This window comes from Runella sp., from assembly GCF_027484545.1.
GTDB lineage: Bacteria > Bacteroidota > Bacteroidia > Cytophagales > Spirosomataceae > Runella.
This window is the reverse complement of record NZ_JAIXST010000075.1, coordinates 38,121-58,922: the sequence shown is the minus strand read 5'-3', so window position 1 is coordinate 58,922 and position 20,802 is coordinate 38,121. Positions and strand designations below refer to the sequence as shown.

Annotated in this window: 15 protein-coding genes; 4 read left to right on the top strand and 11 right to left on the bottom strand. The window is 43.5% G+C overall.

The features are described 5' to 3' along the window. Positions 1-569 precede the first annotated feature (569 nt). The gene (locus Q0081_RS06970) at positions 570-1,700 is read left to right on the top strand and encodes a YncE family protein (protein WP_298350665.1); all 1,131 of its coding nucleotides are present in this window, start codon (positions 570-572) and stop codon (positions 1,698-1,700) included. 271 nt (positions 1,701-1,971) lie between these two features. Here the strand turns inward: Q0081_RS06970 and Q0081_RS06965 are convergent, their stop codons facing one another. From Q0081_RS06965 to Q0081_RS06945, 5 genes are all read right to left on the bottom strand, one after another. Then, positions 1,972-2,850 (bottom strand): RluA family pseudouridine synthase, encoded by an 879-nt coding sequence (locus tag Q0081_RS06965; RefSeq protein ID WP_298350663.1) that lies wholly within the window; start codon positions 2,848-2,850, stop codon positions 1,972-1,974. Positions 2,851-2,925: 75 nt separating this feature from the next. Beyond that, positions 2,926-4,611, bottom strand: coding sequence for a DUF262 domain-containing HNH endonuclease family protein (locus tag Q0081_RS06960; protein WP_298350661.1), 1,686 nt, complete (start codon positions 4,609-4,611; stop codon positions 2,926-2,928). 50 nt (positions 4,612-4,661) lie between these two features. Beyond that, positions 4,662-6,800 (bottom strand): alpha-amylase family protein, encoded by a 2,139-nt coding sequence (locus Q0081_RS06955; RefSeq protein ID WP_298350659.1) that lies wholly within the window; start codon positions 6,798-6,800, stop codon positions 4,662-4,664. 61 nt (positions 6,801-6,861) lie between these two features. Beyond that, the gene (locus Q0081_RS06950) at positions 6,862-8,022 is read right to left on the bottom strand and encodes a hypothetical protein (RefSeq protein ID WP_298350657.1); all 1,161 of its coding nucleotides are present in this window, start codon (positions 8,020-8,022) and stop codon (positions 6,862-6,864) included. Between the two features lie 102 nt (positions 8,023-8,124). After that, positions 8,125-9,096, bottom strand: a complete 972-nt coding sequence (locus Q0081_RS06945; protein ID WP_298350655.1) for a DUF2157 domain-containing protein — start codon at positions 9,094-9,096, stop codon at positions 8,125-8,127. A gap of 148 nt (positions 9,097-9,244) precedes the next feature. Here Q0081_RS06945 and carB point away from each other — a divergent pair, with 148 nt between their 5' ends. Continuing rightward, positions 9,245-12,073 carry a carbamoyl-phosphate synthase large subunit gene (carB, locus tag Q0081_RS06940; RefSeq protein WP_298350653.1) on the top strand — a complete coding sequence of 943 codons (2,829 nt, stop codon included), beginning with the start codon at positions 9,245-9,247 and terminating at the stop codon, positions 12,071-12,073. A 223-nt stretch (positions 12,074-12,296) separates the two neighbouring features. Here the strand turns inward: carB and Q0081_RS06935 are convergent, their stop codons facing one another. Beyond that, positions 12,297-13,046, bottom strand: a complete 750-nt coding sequence (locus tag Q0081_RS06935; protein ID WP_298350650.1) for a DUF262 domain-containing protein — start codon at positions 13,044-13,046, stop codon at positions 12,297-12,299. Between the two features lie 372 nt (positions 13,047-13,418). Here Q0081_RS06935 and Q0081_RS06930 point away from each other — a divergent pair, with 372 nt between their 5' ends. After that, a complete protein-coding gene (locus Q0081_RS06930; RefSeq protein WP_298350648.1) occupies positions 13,419-14,747 on the top strand; it encodes an MFS transporter in 1,329 nt (442 codons plus the stop codon). Between the two features lie 23 nt (positions 14,748-14,770). Here the strand turns inward: Q0081_RS06930 and Q0081_RS06925 are convergent, their stop codons facing one another. Both Q0081_RS06925 and Q0081_RS06920 read right to left on the bottom strand, forming a co-directional pair. Continuing rightward, the gene (locus Q0081_RS06925) at positions 14,771-15,907 is read right to left on the bottom strand and encodes an ATP-binding protein (RefSeq protein WP_298350646.1); all 1,137 of its coding nucleotides are present in this window, start codon (positions 15,905-15,907) and stop codon (positions 14,771-14,773) included. A gap of 140 nt (positions 15,908-16,047) precedes the next feature. Further along, positions 16,048-16,914, bottom strand: coding sequence for an amidohydrolase family protein (locus tag Q0081_RS06920; protein WP_298350644.1), 867 nt, complete (start codon positions 16,912-16,914; stop codon positions 16,048-16,050). A 214-nt stretch (positions 16,915-17,128) separates the two neighbouring features. Here Q0081_RS06920 and Q0081_RS06915 point away from each other — a divergent pair, with 214 nt between their 5' ends. Beyond that, the gene (locus Q0081_RS06915; protein ID WP_298350642.1) at positions 17,129-17,485 is read left to right on the top strand and encodes a four helix bundle protein; all 357 of its coding nucleotides are present in this window, start codon (positions 17,129-17,131) and stop codon (positions 17,483-17,485) included. Between the two features lie 72 nt (positions 17,486-17,557). Here the strand turns inward: Q0081_RS06915 and Q0081_RS06910 are convergent, their stop codons facing one another. The 3 genes from Q0081_RS06910 to Q0081_RS06900 are packed head-to-tail and all read right to left on the bottom strand — an operon-like array spanning position 17,558 to position 20,623. Beyond that, the gene (locus Q0081_RS06910; RefSeq protein WP_298350640.1) at positions 17,558-18,673 is read right to left on the bottom strand and encodes an alpha/beta hydrolase; all 1,116 of its coding nucleotides are present in this window, start codon (positions 18,671-18,673) and stop codon (positions 17,558-17,560) included. A 21-nt stretch (positions 18,674-18,694) separates the two neighbouring features. Continuing rightward, a complete protein-coding gene (locus tag Q0081_RS06905) occupies positions 18,695-19,801 on the bottom strand; it encodes a 5-methyltetrahydropteroyltriglutamate--homocysteine S-methyltransferase (protein ID WP_298350638.1) in 1,107 nt (368 codons plus the stop codon). Between the two features lie 54 nt (positions 19,802-19,855). Continuing rightward, the gene (locus Q0081_RS06900) at positions 19,856-20,623 is read right to left on the bottom strand and encodes a 3-hydroxyacyl-CoA dehydrogenase (RefSeq protein ID WP_298350636.1); all 768 of its coding nucleotides are present in this window, start codon (positions 20,621-20,623) and stop codon (positions 19,856-19,858) included. Positions 20,624-20,802: the final 179 nt, after the last annotated feature.

Genomic DNA, 20,802 nt, shown 5'->3' with positions numbered 1-20,802 from the left:
TTTGTAGAGAATGAACTTAATAACAGGCCAAGAAAAAGACATGATTTTCAAACACCAAATCAAATTTTTAATCAATTAACTAACCATCAAGAAGTTGCATTTGTAACTTGAATCCTGCCTTTCAGTTGTCCCACCGGGCGTAATTATCGTTGATTGTGCAAAACCTACTAAGTTGACGAAAGTAGATAGCAGAAGATAAATTAATAATTTTCGCATAGTAGCTATTTTGAAGGGTTTAGAAATGGAACAAGCTCAAAGCTAACAATAATCGAAATGAAACCTGTATTTTTATTGTGGATTTTCCAATAAAGTTATTAAACGGTTTATATTCATTTATAATTTCCGTGTCGCCTGGATAAGCCAGGCAAAAAGCACCTGCTCGTATCTTTACGAGCAACACTTATCAAAAGGCTCGCAGCGGCGCACCGTTCCCGCCTCCCAAAGAACACAAGCCGAAATAAACTATCCAAGTTTGTTTCATTATTTTGATACCTCTTGCTGCTTTTGTTTCTGTGGATTTTGCTTAGAATCCACACAACTAATTATTCCGGCTCTTAATCCCTTTGTTTATGAAACGCTCCATTCTGAATTGGGCACGATTGGCTTTGCCTTCTTTTATTATTCTCCTGCTTTTTACCAATACGGTTCAGAAAAACAGCCATACTGCCGCTGCCACTAAGCGCTATTTGTACGTAGCAACGCCGGGCATTCGAAATTATCTGGAATACGGCGGACACGGTTTGCTGGTTTTTGACATTGACGACAATTATCGTTTTATCAAACGCATTCCAACCGCAGGCTTAGACGAGAAAGGGGCTCCCATCAATGTAAAGGGCATTTGTGCGAGTTTGGCGACTAATTGCGTGTATATCAGCACTATCCAAACCGTGCAGTGCATTGATTTGGTGACTGAAAAAATCAAATGGGAGCGCAAATACGAAGACGGTTGCGACCGCATGGCCATTTCTCCCGACGGAAAAACCATTTATTTGCCCACCTTCGAGAAAGACTTTTGGGCGGTCGTCGATGCAGCCACCGGCGATGTCAAGCAGAAAATCATTACCAATTCAGGTGCGCACAATACCGTTTTTGGATTGAATGGCAAAGAAGTGTATTTGGCAGGATTACGTTCTCCTTTTCTCACCGTAGTCAACGCGCAAAAACCTTCCGAAACCCGCCAAGTGGGTCCGTTTAGTGCTTCTATTCGACCTTTTACGGTGAATGGGAAGCAAACGCTGTGTTTTGTCAACGTCAATGATTTATTGGGATTTGAAATTGGTGACCTCAAAACGGGAAAAATGCTGAATCGGATGGAGGTTAGCGGCTTTCAGAAAGGGCCCGTTAAACGTCACGGCTGCCCGAGTCACGGGGTAGGATTGACGCCTGATGAGCGTGAAGTTTGGGTAGTAGACGGAGCCAATCAGCAGGTGCATTTTTTTGATGCAACGTCTCTGCCGCCCCGTCAAATCGGAAGCTTGGCACTTCGTGACCAACCGGGCTGGGTCACGTTTAGTCTGGACGGTCGTTACGCGTACCCTTCAACGGGAGAAATCATCGATGTGGCCACACACAAAATTATTACAACCCTTATTGACGAACATCAGCAGGGAGTTCACAGCGAAAAAATGATGGAAATTCACTTTAACGGTCCCAAACCTGTCCGGTTAGGTGACCAATTTGGATTGGGACGGGTAAAATAAAGCCCCGTCCCTATTGAGAGTTAGTCTCTTTTGCTTTCGCGTTTTGCTTTTTTCTCAGCACGCTTTTGCTTCAAATCTTTTTCAGATTCTTTTTTCTTTTCTCTTGCAGGCTTATCTTTTGACATAGTTGTACAGGTTTTAATTTAATAGCAAGTTATCATTTTTTTGACAAATAGTTAACTAAAAATCGAAGTGCATTTAAAGTAAGAAATCAGAACTAAGACATTTTCCTGCCTCTTACCTCCTATTTCGTATTTCCTGCTTCGGGCTCTCAAAACAAGCTCAAAAATTTCGGTGGAACTTTCGTTTCAAAACGAAGTTTTTCCTTCGTTATTGGATGCGTGAAACCTAAAATCCACGCATGAAGTCCCAAACGGCCAATGGGATTGAGGCTGGAGCCGTATTTTTTATCGCCAATCACCGAATGCCCCAAGTCCTGCATGTGAACGCGAATCTGGTTTTTTCGCCCTGTTTCGAGGTTGACTTTCAGGAGCGAAAACTGCTTATTGGATTGGATGGTTTCGTAGTGCGTTATGGCTTTTTGTCCCTGATTGGGGTTTTGACTGGAGTACACAATCAACGCTTTACTCTCATTCAAATACGAAATAATCGTCCCCGAAGGCTCTGCCAAAACACCGCCTACCACCGCCAAATACGTTCGTTCTTTGGTCGTGGGTCCCCAAGATTCCTGAAGCATTTTTTGTATTTTTTCACTTTTGGCAAACACCATTACTCCTGACGTTTCGCGGTCAAGACGATGAACGATAAAGATTTTATGAGTCGGGCTTTGTTGCTTTACGTGGCTACTCAGAATGCTGTAAGCCGTTTGGTCTTCTCGGCGGTCGGTGGCAATCGAAAGCGTTCCTTCTTGTTTTTCAATCACAATCAGGTGCGGGTCTTCAAATAAAATGGTAAGCCCGGCGTATTTTTGCTCTCTTCCGGCTTTGCTCCCGCTGATTTCCACTTTTTGATTGGGTTTCAGGAGATGATTGAATTGCGTCACCACGCGGCCTTCCACCAACACCTGTTTATCCCGCAACAGAGTTTTGATATTATTCCGATTTTTTTGCGGCAACTGAGCTATCAAAAACAACATCAGTTCGACCTCTTCGGTCACTTTCAGGTACGCAGACGGTTTATCTTTATTCATTTCTTGAAATTTATTCAAAGATAACAGAAGCCAATAAACCCCAATCTTTCATGATTCATTGGAGGAGTATTATCTTCAATTTAATTCTTGAATTCGCCAAATAGACTTAGCATCTTTAGCCAATTCCTTTTGGCGTGAAGAAACTTTTGCTTCGTTCCAACTAGTATAATTATTCGGAATAGAACTCGTAAGGTGACTTTTGCTTTTTTCAAAAATTTTAACTTTGTCAATATATTTTAAAATGTCTGCTTCTTTGTTTAATTTCCGTTCCAATAAGCAAAGATTACCAATACGATAAATTGAACGATTCAACTCTTCTTGAGAAAAATTTCCCCAACTTTCATCAGCGCTCTCAGGCAAAATATGTTCAATAGTATATAAGTCACTGTCGTAATTAATTTCGTTTCTAAATTTATACTCTTCAATTTTTGCCAAAATATATTTAACAATTTTGTGGTTTCTACTCGTATTTTTAAATTGTTTAGTAGAAAAATCATTTTCAAAACTACTGTCAGGCACATAAATAGATTGAAAATCTAAAATTCCATATTTTTTTTCTGTATTTATTTTCAAAGCAATTGAATTATATACATCTTCTTGTGCATTAGGATTTAAGCCACCAATAATATTATATCGAAATGAAATAACAGCACAAATTTTTACCAATTTTTTAAAATAGTTTATTTCGAGGTTTTTGTAACCTGACAATAAAAGAGAATTCGTCTGTCTAATTTGAAACAGCTTTAATTCCCCTAATGATTCTTTAATTTCAAGGTTAGACTTCCAAAATTCATCATCGGGGTTTTGAATTGCTAAAAACAAGTCTGCAGTATCTTTTAAATTTCTAACCAAGCTAAATACAGCTTCTTTTGTAAGTATACTGCTTTTTATTGTCTTAAACAAGTTCTTCTTCCCAACGGTTTTATTGTAACTATTCCAGTAATACCTCAAATAATCTTCAAATTTCTGTTCGCCAAGTTTACCTACAATACTGCTCCAAATATTCTCTAATTCTTCTATTTCTGAAACATGGAGTTTTGTCTCATCAACCACCGAGAAAAGATGGTTTTTTAATAAATCAGATGAAGAAAGTTGAACTCCTCTTGCATTAAGTGTCTCAAAAACCTTGAAAGCATTCAATTGATCAGTAACTTCAATAACCGTAAAGAATAATTTATCTACAATATCATCTATGAATCCAGCAAGTTTTTCACCACTTTTAAATTCTTTTTTTACTTTATCATAATACCAATTAAAACATTCCCGCATGTGCTTTTCTGAGGTATTAGTATTTCTAAGAGGCAAATCTCTTAGTAAAACTAAATATTGCTTATAGTAATCATCACTATTTCTGTTTAATTTAAGCTTATTATTTGATATTAAAGTTACGGGATCTACATAACCTATATAACTATTCAGTAAATTTTCTTTCCTCTTATAGTTATTATCACTCTCAACATTGCTCTCTACTAAATCATTTAAACATTTCAGAACAGTGAGGATTAATATACTTAAAGTTGTTAGTCTTTGCTGCCCATCAATTATAAAATAGTTTTTATTATTCGAAGTTTGAAGAACTAAATACCCTAAGTAATGCTCCTTTTCTTCATTGGTAATGAGCATTTTAATATCCTGCCATAAATCATCCCATTGTTCATACTCCCAAGTATAATCTCGTTGAAATTTGGGGATTTCATAACGTAAACCATTCCCCATCAATTGGCGATAAGTTTTATTGGATGTTTCTTGAATTCCTTTCATGATTTTTGATACTCTAATTTAGAAAATGTTCAGCTATATGTGTATTTTTTCTACCTATCAATCACAATCCCTTCAAAATCGTTCAGTTGACTGAGTTGCAATTCCAAAAAACCGTCTTTCCACGTATAGACCACCAGCTGTTTATTGACCATTGCAACTACCTTCGAGGGCTTAAAGGACAATTGAATTTTAAACAACAGGTGGTACAAAGGTAACGGTTCAAAATAGGTATTCCCGCTAAAGCCCGTCAAATTAACGAGGTGAACAATCAGACCGTCTTTGGTTTTCTTCTCTCGGTTTTCGGGAACGTTTTTGATGTATTCCTGCAAAATCACTTCTACTCGCTCGTGCGCATTGGTCTGCAGCAATTGATTGGCTTCGGGAAAAACAGCGTCAATCACATCCAGCAAAATATTCTTATGCTCCTCATAGCCATGCAGATAGTACAACCTACCCAAGTTGATGGGCAACAGCACTGCTTTGCTTTTTTCGTGTTGTTTCAAGCCCATCGCATAGTAGCCCGTAGGCTCGTGGCCTCCAATGATTTCGGGCGGTCCAGGGCGACCTTTGGAGAGAATCGGGAGCATTTTTTTGTCCGTTCCCGATAAATCGTACAGTCCTAAATTAAACTTCCAAAACAGCATTTTCTGTTTGGTGAAGCGTTTGAAAACGTCCTTGTTATCCGGCGTCAAATAAAAACCGCTGCCTTCGTGATCTTTGTTGATAATTTTGGCCCCAAACAATTGGAATAAGACTTCGGGATTATCAAACAGCGTCTGATTGGTCGCAATCAGATTCACTCCCTGTTGACTTGCTTCTTTCAGCACCTGCACCGATGCCTTGCTCAGATACGTAATATCGGGCAAAATCAGCAGTCGATAGTCTTTGATTTTATCCGAAAGATGTTCGATTTGGGCGTCTTCCACAATATCAAAAGGAATATGGGCTTCTTTCAGCATCAACTGAATTCCCCGATATTCCTGCATCGGCGCCCCACTCGGCCACGAACCCGGCGCTATCACCGCAATTTTAGCGACGGAGGTGTATTTCCCAAAATACGGTTCGTATTTTTTGTGATGGGCGTAGATTTTCTTAATCACGTCGTAATTACGCTCGTCTTCGTAACCGCGCATATCGCCCATCATGCTGATATCCAAGCCCGAACCATTGGCGATGTTTTCATACAACCGAATGGAAACTTCCTCGGGTTCCACCGCATTGTACCGCGACTGAAAGGAAATTTGCTGAATACTGCTGTTGCTGATGATGTGGTCGGGGAAAGAATTAACGGCATTCCCCACGTTGTCGGACGACATATAGGGCCAATAGAGCAAGCTGTTGGTTTGTGATTCGTGGCGAATAATGTCCACGTACTTATCCAGGTAGGTACAAATGGCAATTTGGTCGCTCTTCGATTTTACCAACGTGTGCAACCGTTTTGACCAATCTTCCACCGTGAACTTCTTAAATTCTAAGTATTTCTGAAAAACGGCATCAGCTTTGTTTTCTTCTGTCGGCAACGCCAACCCATTACTGTAGTCGGCAAAGCGTTTTTTATCGTAGTTATTCTGGTCAATGCCGTGGTATTTGCCTTCGTACGGATTATTGACCTGATACCCGGGCATGTTGAGAAAAATACCGTCAACCGCAAAACGGTCAATGACTTCCTCTATGATTTTAAACGCCTTATCCTGCACGTAAGGCGCGTTGATAGACACCACGTACATGTCGGTGTTGATGATACGTTCGCCCTTGGGCGAAAGGTAGCACCAATCGGGGTGCGCCTTGAAAATACTTTCGTGTACCCGACTGAAATCAAACCGTACGATGACCTTAATTCCCCGCTGATGACATCGTTGAATGACGTCGCCCAACATATTTCCTTTCATGTACGGATTGGTGTACTGAAAATCCAGTTGGGTAGGATAAAACGCCATAATCCCCCCCGCGTTGATTAAAAGCGTATTGGCCGAACACGCTTCCAAGTCTTTCAGTAAGGAATCAGCATTTAACGTAGCGGCTTCATACGCCGGCAAATTCGTCTGAATCACCCGCAGGTTATTTTGCTTCCACCAAGGAATACCAACGGGCCACTTGATGGGGGGAGCAGATTGAGTTGTTTTCTGAGCAAAGCAAAAAGTAAAGGGCCAAAAGAGCAGAAGAATATATAAAACGAGAGGCTTTTTCATACAATAGCGAATGGATCAATTCATTCTCCAAAGCGTCATAAGCCCCAATTTTACCTCATTTTTAATACTTCGCCCCTGCTCCACCACCGCCAAAATCACCACCGCCGAATTGTACACCGCTATCAGCCGTTTGAATGTTGGTGGTAATTTGGGATAAAACGACCGTTTCAATCCTAAACTGAGCATTTTCTCCTGCTTCGGGAGCAAAACTAAAACCATATTTCGGCGTTTTGAGTTGTCGAATCACGACGTAGGCGATTACAGAAGCAGCTATTCCGCCGAGTATCATCCCCCACTCCACAGGCAAAACCGCGTGATAAAAACGTACAGTCAAAATCGAACAAACGACCGCCAAAATCCCCAACGTAATCAAGGTACGGTCGCGCCAACGAAAGCCTCTGTACAGGTAAAAAACGGGAATCAGAAAGGTCAGCCCCCAAAATAACGGTGCAAACGCAATCTCTGGTGCGGGGTCGGGCAGGCCATTGAGGGCTGCATTGGCCTGACGTACAACGAGGTAATTACCTGCGGCATAAAACAGCACCAAGGCCGCGATACTCACCCAGTAAAGAGCCATTTGCCAATAAAACGAAGTTTCTTTTTTCAAAAAGCGTCGAATCACCTCATACGTTATGCCCGTACAAATCATCAATGCAAAAGGAAGCAACGATTTTCCGACGGGATTTTTCATTAATAGCGAGGCAATGATAAACAAGGTGGTCAAAAAGGCTCCCAAGGCCACCAACGGTTCGCCAAAACTATAAGCAGCCGCCAGTAAAAAAGGCAAAAACAATAACGCTCCCACCCATAGTTCATCGATTTTGGCACTGTCATAAATTTGAAAAACTATGGGCCCAAACGACCCTAAAATGCAGTATAACAACGCATTGTCGAGGCCCGAAAAATGCAGTTTTCTTTCTCGGATAAAATACCGAAGGGCAAATAAAGTCCCAACGCCGTAAATCATGGAGATAATGGCAAAGCCGACAAACGATTCGCCCAAAACAGCCAGGGCGACAAAGGAGCTTCCAAAACTGAACCCAAAGCCGCCAAACAAAAACAGGACAGCCTTGATGAAAATGTTGGGATTGTAGGGTACCTCAGCGTGGAGTTTCTGAATTTCCGTGGCCTGACTCTCACTCAAGAGGCCCTCTTTTTGAAAGCGTTGGACTGCTTTCTGAGCGTATTCGTTGCGAAGAAGGGTTTCGTTATAGAATTTCATTGGTCAATGAGTGAATTGCGAATTAGTGAATTAGTGAATGAATCATTTGCCGGTGTTTAAGCCTGAGCGTAGGTGCACTGTTAACTATTAACCGTAAACTCCTCACTTCGGTCGGAGTAATTTTTTGTAATTGATGATAAACAGAATGACCCCTACCGAACTTCCGAGGAAGTAAAGACCGGATAAGGAAAAGAAGACATCATTGTCGTCAACCCATTTGAACAGCAGGTAAGTAAATGCAATGTAGCCATACAACACCGCCATCAACAGAAACAAAAAGGATTGTTCTTGTTGGGCATATCTAAAAAAATACCACGCTCCGGCCGCAATCACTACCGCAAACACATACCAATAACTTGATGAAACCAAACCCGCTAAAGCACTGATAAACATCAAATTGCCGCCCAAAAGTAAATAGGTAAAAGTAAAATGGCGTTTGATGTTTTGCTTATCCAGCCAAAGACTGATTCCAACTGATGCAATGCCGAAAAGTACCGCCGTATTGATGATCGACTCATTGTTAAAATCGTTGGAAGTCAATACTTCAAAGGGCGTTACGGTCAATCCTACCCACGAAGCCAAGGCCGTCAGCCCCATGGATAAAACCCCGCGATGGTCAAAACGATAGGCACAGAAGATAAACAAAACGGCGGGAATCATCGTAGCTAACCCGTAGCGCGTTCCAAAGACGTTGTAGCGCCACTGCACGTAGCCTTCGAGCGATAAAAACAAGGTGGCACCTATTAACAAAACAAAGTCGGTAAACTTCGATTCGGTGTCCACTATGCCCTTGGAGAAAGGTTCGCTGTGGCGATAGGTGTAATAAAAACAACCGCCCGTCAGCAAAGCTAACGCCGCAATGAGGGCGTCGTGGCCAATAGTATCAATATTTTTGTAAATAAGGATAGCCGCCCCTGCCGTAAACAGCAAAATACCCGCGTACAGCAGGGTACGAAGCAGAATATACAGCGAAACCGGGCGTGTGCGCTCGTGGCTTTCGATTTGAGTACGCTCGGCAGAAGTGAGCAATTGGCGTTGTTGCCAATCGTCAAGAAGGTCGGTTAGAGGGTTCATATAGGCAAAGATGAAGCTTTATTTTCAAACCTTGAAATTCAGTTATTTATCGTACATTTCATATTTTTTATGGCATTCATGGTTCAAATAAGTTTTCATCTCCTAATTTTGTGCAATTTTTGAACATACCTCCCCTTCAATTATAAAAATGCCCAAAAATCCAAACATCAAATCCATCCTCATCATTGGTTCCGGTCCCATTGTTATTGGTCAAGCCTGCGAATTTGACTATGCAGGTTCCCAAGCCGCCCGTTCGCTGCGGGAAGAAGGTATTGAGGTCATTCTGATTAACTCCAATCCCGCTACCATCATGACCGATCCCATCAATGCGGATCATGTGTATTTAAAGCCTTTGGAGAAAAAATACATTATTGAAATATTAGAAAAGCACAAAATAGACGCCGTTTTGCCAACCATGGGAGGCCAAACGGCGTTAAATTTAGCCATCGACTGCGATAAAGCCGGTATTTGGAAAAAATACGACGTGCAAATCATCGGGGTCGACATCAAGGCCATCGAAACCACCGAAGACCGCGAAAAATTCCGTCTTAAAATGCTCGAATTGGGCGCGGGAGTTTGTAAAGGTCGCACCGCTAAATCATTCCTCGAAGGCAAAGAAATTGCGCAGGAAATCGGCTTTCCATTGGTAATCCGCCCTTCTTTCACTTTGGGAGGAACCGGTGGTGGTTTTGTCAATACCGCCGAAGAGTTTGACAAAGCACTCCAACATGGTCTCATTGCTTCCCCCGTCCATGAGGTGTTGGTAGAGCAAAGCATCATGGGTTGGAAAGAATACGAATTAGAATTGTTGCGCGACGGCAAGGGAAACCTGATCATTATCTGCTCGATTGAGAACTTCGACCCGATGGGTATCCACACGGGCGACAGCGTGACCGTAGCTCCTGCCATGACGCTGCCCGATACGCTCTACCAAAAAATGCGTGATTTGGCCATTTTGACCATGAACGGTATCGGTAAATTCGCAGGTGGGTGTAACATTCAGTTTTCGGTCAATCCCGAAACCGACGAAATCATCGTTATTGAAATTAACCCTCGCGTTTCGCGCTCGTCAGCGTTGGCTTCAAAAGCAACGGGTTATCCCATTGCCAAGATTGCTGCCAAAATGGCCATTGGGTACAACTTAGACGAACTCATCAACCCGATTACGGGCAGTACTTCCGCATTTTTTGAGCCTACTATCGACTACGTTATCGTAAAAGTACCGCGTTGGAATTTCGACAAATTCCCCGGTGCCGACCGTTCGTTGGGCTTGCAGATGAAATCCGTAGGTGAAGCCATGGGTATCGGACGTAATTTTCAGGAAGCGTTACAAAAAGCCTGCCAATCGCTCGAAATTCGCCGCAATGGCCTCGGCGCTGACGGAAAAGAACTAACTGATGTAGAGGCAATCAAATACAGTTTGGCCCATCCAAGTTGGAACCGCCTTTTCCACATCTACGACGCCTTCAAAGTAGGGCTTTCGTTCAAAACCATTCAGAACCTGACCAAAATTGACCCCTGGTTTCTGCACCAAGTGGAAGAATTGGTGGAGTTGGAAAAACAAATCCAACAATACGATTTGGAAGACCTTCCCCCAAGTTTGGCACTTACGGCTAAGCAAAAAGGCTATGCCGACCGCCAAATTGCGCATTTGTTGGGCGTAAAAGAAAGCCGCATCTACAAATACCGCCAAGACCACCACATCAAGCGCGTGTTTAAGTGCGTGGATACCTGCGCCGCCGAGTTTGCCGCCAAAACCCCTTATTACTACTCCACGTTCAGCGTATCGCAGGACGAGCCGGAAAATGAGTCCATCGTTTCTGACCGTAAAAAAGTGGTAGTATTGGGCTCCGGTCCTAACCGCATCGGACAGGGAATTGAGTTTGACTACTCGTGCGTACATGGGGTGTTGGCCGCCAAAGAAGCCGGCTACGAAACCATCATGATCAATTGTAATCCTGAGACGGTTTCTACCGACCCTGATATTTCGGATAAACTCTACTTTGAGCCCGTTTTCTGGGAACACGTACACGCCATCATCATGCACGAAAAACCCGAGGGCGTTATCGTACAGTTAGGCGGACAAACGGCGTTGAAAATCGCTGAAAAGCTCCACCAATACGGCATCAAAATCATCGGCAGTACCTTTGACACGCTCGATTTGGCCGAAGACCGCGGTCGTTTCTCAGCCTTGTTGCGCGACTTAGGCATTCCATATCCTCCGTTTGATACCATCCGTACTGCCGATGCCGCTGCTGAAATCGGTAAAAGCCTGGGCTTCCCGCTGTTGGTACGCCCCAGCTACGTTTTGGGGGGACAGGGCATGAAAATCGTCATCAATGAGCAGGAATTGGAACAGCACGTAGTAAAAATCCTGAACGATATTCCCGAAAACAACATCCTGCTTGACCACTACTTAGAAAACGCCATTGAAGCCGAATCGGATGCGATTTGCGACGGTGAAGATGCGTACATCATCGGGGTCATGGAGCACATCGAACCCGCCGGTATCCACTCGGGCGACTCGCACGCGACCTTGCCGCCGTTTGATTTGACGCCCGACGAAATTCGCCAAATTGAAGAAATTACCATCAAAGTGGCCAAAGCGATGAAGGTGAAAGGTTTGATAAACATGCAGTTTGCCGTAAAAAATGGCGTAGTGTACGTGATTGAAGCCAACCCACGCGCCTCACGCACGGTGCCGTTTATCTGCAAAGCATACCAAGAACCGTACGTAAATTACGCAACGAAGTTCATGCTTGGCGATAAAAAAGTGAAAGACATCGACTTCAAACCCGTGAAGAAGGGTTGGGCCATTAAAATTCCAGTATTCTCGTTCAGCAAATTCCCGAACGTGAATAAAGCATTAGGCCCGGAAATGAAGTCCACAGGCGAAGCCATTTACTTTATTGACAGTCTCGAAGACGAATTCTTCCAGAAAATATACGGCGAGCGCAACATGTATTTGAGCCGCTAATAATTTGTCACGCTGACAAGCCTCTGAAAGCCTTCGTGAAAACGAGGGCTTTTTTTATTAAACCAATCAACGAGTGGAAGCCGGCACATTATTCGGAAGCAACCTATTATTTTTTGTCACTCTGAAAGAGTCTAAGTTCATTTGATTGGACGCATAAAAAGAGGCCAGTGGGCACTTACCGTGTTACAAACACTTTGTTTATTTTTGGAGTCGTAGTTGCAAACTACGACCAACTGGGGTTACTTCTTTCAAAGAACACAACAAATTTCTCAAGGTTCATGTCAAGCAAATAGAAAGAGAGTAGTTTCTCTGATTTGAAAAGGTCAGCAATTTTCTTACGCAGGTTTCTGTATTTCTTAAATTCTGCTTTTAAATCAAATCCTTCATCGCCGCAATAGGTTTTGTAGTATGATGTCTGAAAGAAAAATTTCTCTTTTATCTCTTCTTCATCATAGTCGTTAAGTTCAATGTCCCAAACATCAGATAGTTTTATGGAAAGTCTTTCTCCGTCTTGTTCGCCTGTAATTTCTTCTAGGAGGTCTTCAAGTTTAGCATTCTCAAATGAAGAGCTTTGCACTTCATCTTCATTTTTTGCAACAAACCAAACTTCATCAGTGCCTTTTAATGCTCGGTAAAGTGATGTTGTCCTTTGTTGACCGTCAAGAACCAGCCTAAAGTTACCACCGATTTTATTAATGTCTTGAATTTGCTTTTTAGTAATTGTCTTTACTTCGAGTGCTGGTCGCTTTTTCCCTTTTGTTATTTTCTTACGGTTGTCTATTTCCCTAATAGCAATGTCAAAAGAGGGTATGCCGTAAATAATTGCACCAATAAAAATGTCCTTAACTAAGGAGTCAAACAAGTCATAGGTTTTGGAAATTTCCCAAACAAAGTCACGTTGGAACTCAGGAAGAAAAATTTTCTTGTCGTCAATGTCAAGAATTAGTTGTTTGAGTGATTGTGTTTGCTCCATATTTCTTTTCTAACTATCCATTTATTAGTAATTGCTCAGGTTGAACTGTCGCCATAGCATGACCGACAACAAGTGAATATACACCATTATGGAGGTTATCCAACAAAATCTTCGTATCACTCACATAAAAGGGAGTTATTACTCTATTCTACACAAAACAAGCCCCAAAATACCATTTTTCAAATCCAATTCCCCTAATATTGTCTCCGTTTTGTGTCTTATTTATCAAACGATAGTTGCGTATCTCGGCTTTTAACCACCGTGTTGCACAGAGTAGTGCACAATGTCCAAAAGTGCCATTGGTAAATAGTAGAACCCATAGCTCAAAACCTTGTTTGACCAAACCTAAACCTAACAATCAGAATTTCGCTGATGACCTACGAAGCGCTGCAAACCCGTTTTAAATCTTTGATTGACCACAATCCCATGAGTACGTTCCAAGTTCTCATCGTGGCGATTTGTTTCATTCTCAACATGAACGATGGCATTGATGTCTTGGTCGTCTCGTTTTCAGGTTCCGAAATCGTGAAAGAATGGGGGCTTTCCAAAACGGAATTGGGATACATTTTCAGCGCGGGTTTGATGGGAATGACGGTTGGGGCCTTTTTTCTGGCTCCTTTGGGCGATACTATCGGCCGCCGAAAAGTTTTTATCCTGTCATTGGTGCTGATTACGAGCGGCATGTTGTTGGTTTTTATTTCAGCCGCTTATTGGCAATTATTGCTTTTGCGTTTTTTAACGGGCATGGGTATTGGAGGTATTTTGCCCACGATGGCCGCCACCGCATCCGAGTTTTCCAACAACAAACGTCGCGATTTTAACGTAGGTTTGGTGCAGGCGGGCGGGCCCGTGGGTGCCATTTTTACGGGATTCTTCTGCGCGTACGCCATTCCCGCCTACGGCTGGCGATTTGCTTTTCTGTTTGCCGGGGGTATTTCGTTATTGATGCTCGTTCTCGTGTGGGTATACATGACGGATTCTCTGGACTTTTTGAGCAAACAGCAACCCGAAAACGCCCAACAAAAAATCAATATCTTATTGAGCAAAATGGGTCACGAAGGCATTTCGGCTTTACCCGAAAAACCCCTGCACTACGCCAACGCCCCCGTCAAAGCGTTATTCAGTCCCGAGTATCGGAACTCCACCTTCAAACTTTGGGTAGCTATTTTCTTTGGTTTTTTAACCTTGTATACGCTCATGAGTTGGGTGCCCAACATCGCCAAAGAGGCGGGACTACCTTTTGAAATGGCCACCTACGTCGGCATCGCCCTTAACGCCGGTGCCGCCATCGGAACGGCGGGTTTGGGAGTCGTGGCGGCGCGATTGGGTTTGCGAAAAACGGTATTGAGTTTTATGCTCTGTGCTTTTGTCGTGATACTGATCTACGGGAACGTCCCGTTGACGACAACGCTGATCTTTGTGACCATTTTCCTGATTGGTATTTTTGTACAGGGAGGGTTTAACGGTATTTATCCCACCATTTCGCGGGTCTATCCCACCGAAATTCGTACCACCGGCGTCGGATTTTCGATAGGTGTAGGGCGTTTTGGTGCCATTTTAGGGCCTACCTTATTTGGTGTTTTGTCGGATGCGGGGTTTAGCACCGCCTTGCTTTTCAGTCTTTTTTCGCTTCCCCTTTTAGTGACGGGATTGTTTGTTTTCAGCCTGAAATCGAAGAATTTGGATGAGAGGAATGAATGACGAATACGGTATATAGAAGATACTCAATAGGGATATTCGCGGAGCCATTGCCAAAAATTTTCCCGATGGATGATTTTTGTTTCGGCGGGTTGATAACTGTCTAAAAATGCCTGTGGAAACTTTGATTTAGCTTCCGGATTCCACTTGAACTCAAAGGCATAAATGTTACCGTCAATTTCTTCGATATAATCCACTTCTGCCTGCTGTTTATTTCGCCAAAAGTAGGTACGTCCATGGAAACCATTGTACGCCAAAAGCTTTTTGCGCTCGGTCATTAAAAAGTTCTCCCACAGTGCTCCAATGTCATTTCGGGTAACAATCGGATTGAAATTTCCGATGAGTGCATTTCGAATACCGTTATCGTAGAAATAAATTTTCTTTTTTGTACTTATCTCATTTCGTTCATTTCTGCTCAATGCCCCCAAACGATAGACTACAAAGACCTGTTCCAATAAATAAATATAGTTGTCTACTGTTTTTACATCGGCGGAAACCAAATTGGCCAATTCATTGAGTGACACCTCACTACCCACCTGCAAAGCCAACGCTTTCAGTATCTTTTCCAGTAATTGGGGCCTTTTTAAACCTACCAATGCCTGCACATCCTTATACAAATAGCTGCCGGCAATGTTTGTCAGAATCTCTTTCGCATCCAGAATATTAACCACTACTTCGGGATACATTCCGTACACCAAATAATGAGGCAACAGATTCAGAAATTGAGGTATTCCCTGATACTCCATCAATTCTCCACTGCTGATCGGATACAGAAAGTACTCCCATTTTCTGCCGGTCAGCGGCTCCTGGGTTTTGTCAGCAATGGTTAGTGAGGAAGAACCGGTGATGATAAATTGAACCCCCATTTCGGCATCAATCAATTGTTTACAAATCAATCCGACTTGTTCAATCATTTGTGCCTCGTCTAAAATCACTACTTTCTTATGACCAAAACTTTGTTTCAATGCCTCAATCCCTGACATGGACCACAGCGTTCTGGTAACGATACTATCACCGCTGAAATAGGTATACTCTTCCTGTAAACTTTCCGCAAACGCTTTGGCCAACGTAGTTTTCCCTACCTGTCTCGGACCGAAAATCAAAAAGGCTTTTTTAAAATCTAACCTCTTTTCTAACTTTTTCTGCAGTGCTCTTGCAATCATAAAAGTCTATATTTTCCCAAACATACAGACTTTTATGGATTCAATTCCATAAAAGATATACTTTTTGTGGAATTGAATCCATAAAAGTTACGAAAGTAAAGATAATGGAGAAAAAGCAAAGGCCATTTTTAGGAGAAGAATTAACCCAATTTCAGCATCCTAATCGCATTTTCTTTCAGGATCAACGGCTTTACTTCTTCTTTAAAGCCCGCTTCCTCAAAGTCATTCATCCAGCGTTCGGGCGTGATCAACGGAAAATCAGTTCCGAACAATACTCTGTTTTTCAGCATCGTATTGGCATATTGCACCAATTGTTTGGGAAAGTATTTAGGCGACCAGCCGCTCAAATCAATGTACACATTGGGCTTGTGCATCGCAACGGAAAGGGCTTCGTCCTGCCACGGCCAACTGGGATGCGCAATGATGATGGGGCAATCGGGAAAATCAATAGCGACGTCGTCGAGGTGCATGGGGTTGGAATATTCCAAGCGCAAACCGCCGCCACCGCGTACGCCTGCGCCAAAACCCGAATGTCCCGAATGGAAAAGCATCGGGAGCTTATACTCCGCAATAACTTCGTATAGATGATACGCCATCTTGTCGTGCGGATAAAAACCTTGCACCGTCGGGTGGAATTTAAAGCCTTTTACGCCGTAATTCTCAATCAAATCGCGGGCTTCTCTAGCACCCATGCGTCCTTTGTGGGGGTCAATACTGGCAAAGGCAATCATCACATCATCGTTTTTGAGAGCTACTTCTGCCACTTCAATGTTGGGAATACGGCGTTTGCCCACATTGTGCTCTGAATCCACCGTAAACATCACAAAGGCAAGGTTGCTTTCCCGGTAAAAATCGGCCGTTTCCTGAATCGTCGGACGTTTGTCTGACTTAAAATATTTGGCAAAAGCCACGTCAAACTCCGACCGATAGTCGTCGTGCGGCTGACAACACGACACTTCCGCGTGCGTGTGTACATCTATGGCAGTGATTTTTTGAAGATCTATCATTTTTTTAATATGTTTTTGCGAATGACGAATTATTCGAATGACGAAGGACGAATTTTTTAAGCAACACTTTCGAATGACGAGTTATTCAAGCGGGCCGCCGCAGTGACGAATGTATTTAGTGAAAAAAATTTATTCGTCATTCGTAATTCTAAATTCGTCATTGGAAAAGTGACTAATCCTAAACAACATCGTCTATCGAAATAAATTTTCTTTTATGAACATAGATGAACTAAAGGTGAGATATAAAAACTGGGCAATCTCGGTTATTTTATTGACGAGAAAATTACCCAATGAACCGGAATTTAAGGCCGCGAGAAACCAAATTGTACGTTCGGCTCCGTCAACAGCCGCTAATTATCGCGCAGCTTGTCGAGGAAAATCAACTCCTGATTTCATTAATAAGCTCAAAATTGTGGAGGAAGAATTAGATGAAACAATGTTTTGGTTAGAATTTATCGTTGCGTTGTTACTGGACATCAGAACGGATATAATACCAGTCTACAAAGAAGCCGATGAACTCCTATCTATCACGGTCTCCTCCATCAAAACAGCAAGAAAAAGCGATAAATGAGGGAGAATGACGAATGGGCGAGTGACGAATGTTGTACTAAAAAAAATTCGTCACTCGTCATGCTCTCATTCGTCATTCAACAAATCCTGCCTTTGCCTTCACTCCCGTTTTGACCCAACTTCTGAGTTCGTCAAAAGCCTGGGTGGTTTGGGAATTGGTGAAATTACAATGGCCTTGTCCATTAGTGTATTTTACCGTGAAATAGGCGTCTTTGCCCTGTTTATGAACCATATTTTCAAAATTAACGATCCCGTACGTCGGCGGAATGAGCTGGTCATAAATGGTATGCATGGCCACCACCGGCGTGTTGACATTTCCCGTACGGTCGTATTTAGAAAAAATGGATTCGGGGTTGACCGTGGCCGCCAAGCGCTCGGCTTTCTGATTGACAGCTAAGTCGTTGGGGAAACCGCTGTACAGGGTGTTGGTATTGTCAAACGGATTTCCTCCCGTTTTTTGGGCTAAATCACGAAGTACATTTTCATTGAAAAATAACGAGAACGGCAGATCGTCTGCTTTCAGGTCGAAGCGTTTGGCAAAAGCTACCGCTAAGGCAGAATCTTTTGCATAAATAGCCTTCCGGATTTCCATCGCGCGGGCTACCATTTTACGGGCATCCTGCGCCTGATACGGCTTCGATAGGTCGAATATCTCGGAGAGCGATTTGACCACGTTGGGAAACAATCCATTGAACGTAGCGTACATATCAAACTCTTTGCGACACTGCAAATACGGCCGACTCGACAACGGACACAGCGGTAAAGCGCCGTGGTAATTTTTGCCGAAATTTTCCATCATCGCCAGCGTTACGCCGCCGCCCAAGGAATGCCCTACCATAAAGGTCGAATCGGGTTTTCCGTATTTTTTGACAAAATAGCCCCGCAAAGCTTCCGTATCGTCCACACCTTCGGGCAAAGAATACCCCTGAACACGGTAATCGGAAGCGGCAACGGCAAAGCCCCGTTCGAGAAAAGGAGCCATTCGTTTTGGAAAATCAGAACTCTCACTTTGGAGCGGTTTGGCCCCCATAAACTCGTAGCCGTGCGCATACATGACCAATTTCCCTTTCCAGTTTTCGGGAAAAAGGATACGATATTTTGCCCCAATGATGGCTCCTGTGTCTATTTTTGATACATTTTGAGCAAAACTCAAACACGGAATCAGGAGAAAGAAAAGTAGTTTTTTCATTCGATTAGTTGTCTGCTGCGTTTATGCTTCGCCCCATACTTTAATGGCCGTATTCACCACCAATTCCATCTTGCGCCATTGGTCATCGTGAGTCAGGTCGTTGCCGTGGTGAGTGGATGAAAATCCGCACTGCGGACTCACGCACATCTGCTCCAAAGGCATGTACTGAGCGGCTTCGTCAATGCGTTTCGCCAAATCGTCAATGCTTTCCAGTGCTCTTACTTTTGACGAAATAATGCCCAAAACCACATTTTTATCTTTGGGCACAAAACGCAACGGTGCAAAATCGCCCGAACGCTCGTCGTCGTATTCCAGAAAATAGGCGTCTACGTTGATGCTGTTAAACAGAATTTCCGCGACGGGTTCATAACCGCCTTCGGCAAACCACGTACTCCGGTAATTGCCTCGGCACAGGTGAATGCCGACCGTCAAATCCTCGGGACGGCCGTCAATGACCGAATTGATCAGCGCGGCGTAAGTTCTGGGCAATTCGTTGGGGTCTTCGCCGCGTTCGGCGGCAGCGGCCCGCATTTTTGGGTCGCAGAGGTAGGCCAAATTAGTATCATCCAATTGCAAATAACGCAGTCCTGCTTTGTACAAATGATCAATTTCCTGCCGATACGCCACCGACAAATCATGGAAAAACTCGTCCATGTCGGGATACGAATTGATGTCTATCGATTTGCGCCCACCTCTGAAATGCACCATCGTCGGCGATGGAATGGAGACTTTCGGCGTTTGGGTTACGACTGATTTTAAGTACTCAAAATCAGCCACCTGAATGTCTTTAACGTGTTTTAATTTGCCCGTTACGCTCAATTTTGGCGGCGTAAATCCATCTTCTGCCGCTTTGGCATTTGGGTTAGCATCGATGCCGCCCGTGACGGTGACGCCATCCAATTCTTTCAAAAAATCAAGGTGAAAATAATCCCGACGAAATTCTCCGTCGGTGATAGATTTCATGCCCGTAGCTTCCAATTTTTTGACGGTCTCGGCAATGCCTGCGTCTTCAATGGCGCGCAATTCTTCGGCTGAAATTTCGCCTTTTTTCCATTTGAAGCGGTTTTCTTTTACTTCGGGCGTACGCAGCAAACTGCCCACGTGGTCGGCTCTGAAAGGAGGATTCATTGTATAGTTATCGGTTAATCGTTATCAGTTCTTGGTAAAAAATAAAGTACATAGCTATTTTGCTGCCATTCGGATGGCTCCGTCAAGGCGAATCACTTCGCCATTAAGCATTTGATTTTCAATGATATGTTTCACCAATGCCGCGTACTCATCGGGCTGACCCAGCCTCGAAGGAAACGGCACCTGTTGGCCCAGCGAAGCTTTGATATCGTCGGACATTCCCATGAGCAGAGGGGTTTCAAAAATCCCCGGCGCAATGGTCATTACCCGAATGCCGAATCGCGCCAACTCGCGTGCAATCGGCAACGTCATACCTACAATACCGCCTTTGGACGCCGAATAAGCGGCCTGCCCGATTTGACCGTCGAAGGCCGCCACTGATGCGGTGTTAATGATAACTCCCCGTTCGCCGCTGCCTCCCGCTTCATTGTTTTGCATGACAGCCGCTACCAATCGAATGACGTTGAAGGTGCCGATAAGGTTGATTTGGATGACTTTCGAGAAAAGCCCTAACGCGTGAGGGCCGTTTTTCCCCACTACTCGTTGGGCAGGGCCGATACCGGCACAATTGGCTACGCCATTGATACCTCCAAACGTACTGATAGCCAAATCAATGGCATCCAGAACCTGTCCTTCGTCGCTTACATCGGTTTTCGCAAAACGGGCCTGTGGCCCTAATTCACGTTCGGCTTTTTGTCCTGCCTCTTCATTCACATCGAGCAAAACGACATTACCGCCATTTTCCACAATCATTTTTGCCGTGGCAAATCCCAAGCCCGAAGCTCCACCGGTGACGAGGAAAGTTTTTTGTTGTAATTGCATAATTCAATCGTTTTCTATGGAACACGGATGAAACGGATCCTTCGGAACACGGATTTTCACAGATTTTTTAAATTCAATTCTCTACGCGCTTTAATTTTTTAAATCCGATTATACTCTGTGCTTCTCTGCGTAAACCTTTGTGTAACTCTGTGTAAAAAAAATTTACGACAAGAAGTATC

What these genes read in the sequence shown, in the direction of transcription:
- Q0081_RS06910 (WP_298350640.1), bottom strand. Translation starts at nt 18,673, where the DNA reads ATGAAAAAACTACTTTTCTTTCTCCTGATTCCGTGTTTGAGTTTTGCT.
- Q0081_RS06955 (WP_298350659.1), bottom strand. Translation starts at nt 6,800, where the DNA reads ATGAAAAAGCCTCTCGTTTTATATATTCTTCTGCTCTTTTGGCCCTTT.
- Q0081_RS06965 (WP_298350663.1), bottom strand. Translation starts at nt 2,850, where the DNA reads ATGAATAAAGATAAACCGTCTGCGTACCTGAAAGTGACCGAAGAGGTC.
- Q0081_RS06915 (WP_298350642.1), top strand. Translation starts at nt 17,129, where the DNA reads ATGAACATAGATGAACTAAAGGTGAGATATAAAAACTGGGCAATCTCG.
- Q0081_RS06960 (WP_298350661.1), bottom strand. Translation starts at nt 4,611, where the DNA reads ATGAAAGGAATTCAAGAAACATCCAATAAAACTTATCGCCAATTGATG.
- Q0081_RS06945 (WP_298350655.1), bottom strand. Translation starts at nt 9,096, where the DNA reads ATGAACCCTCTAACCGACCTTCTTGACGATTGGCAACAACGCCAATTG.
- Q0081_RS06905 (WP_298350638.1), bottom strand. Translation starts at nt 19,801, where the DNA reads ATGAATCCTCCTTTCAGAGCCGACCACGTGGGCAGTTTGCTGCGTACG.
- Q0081_RS06970 (WP_298350665.1), top strand. Translation starts at nt 570, where the DNA reads ATGAAACGCTCCATTCTGAATTGGGCACGATTGGCTTTGCCTTCTTTT.
- Q0081_RS06935 (WP_298350650.1), bottom strand. Translation starts at nt 13,046, where the DNA reads ATGGAGCAAACACAATCACTCAAACAACTAATTCTTGACATTGACGAC.
- Q0081_RS06930 (WP_298350648.1), top strand. Translation starts at nt 13,419, where the DNA reads ATGACCTACGAAGCGCTGCAAACCCGTTTTAAATCTTTGATTGACCAC.
- Q0081_RS06950 (WP_298350657.1), bottom strand. Translation starts at nt 8,022, where the DNA reads ATGAAATTCTATAACGAAACCCTTCTTCGCAACGAATACGCTCAGAAA.
- carB (WP_298350653.1), top strand. Translation starts at nt 9,245, where the DNA reads ATGCCCAAAAATCCAAACATCAAATCCATCCTCATCATTGGTTCCGGT.
- Q0081_RS06900 (WP_298350636.1), bottom strand. Translation starts at nt 20,623, where the DNA reads ATGCAATTACAACAAAAAACTTTCCTCGTCACCGGTGGAGCTTCGGGC.
- Q0081_RS06920 (WP_298350644.1), bottom strand. Translation starts at nt 16,914, where the DNA reads ATGATAGATCTTCAAAAAATCACTGCCATAGATGTACACACGCACGCG.
- Q0081_RS06925 (WP_298350646.1), bottom strand. Translation starts at nt 15,907, where the DNA reads ATGATTGCAAGAGCACTGCAGAAAAAGTTAGAAAAGAGGTTAGATTTT.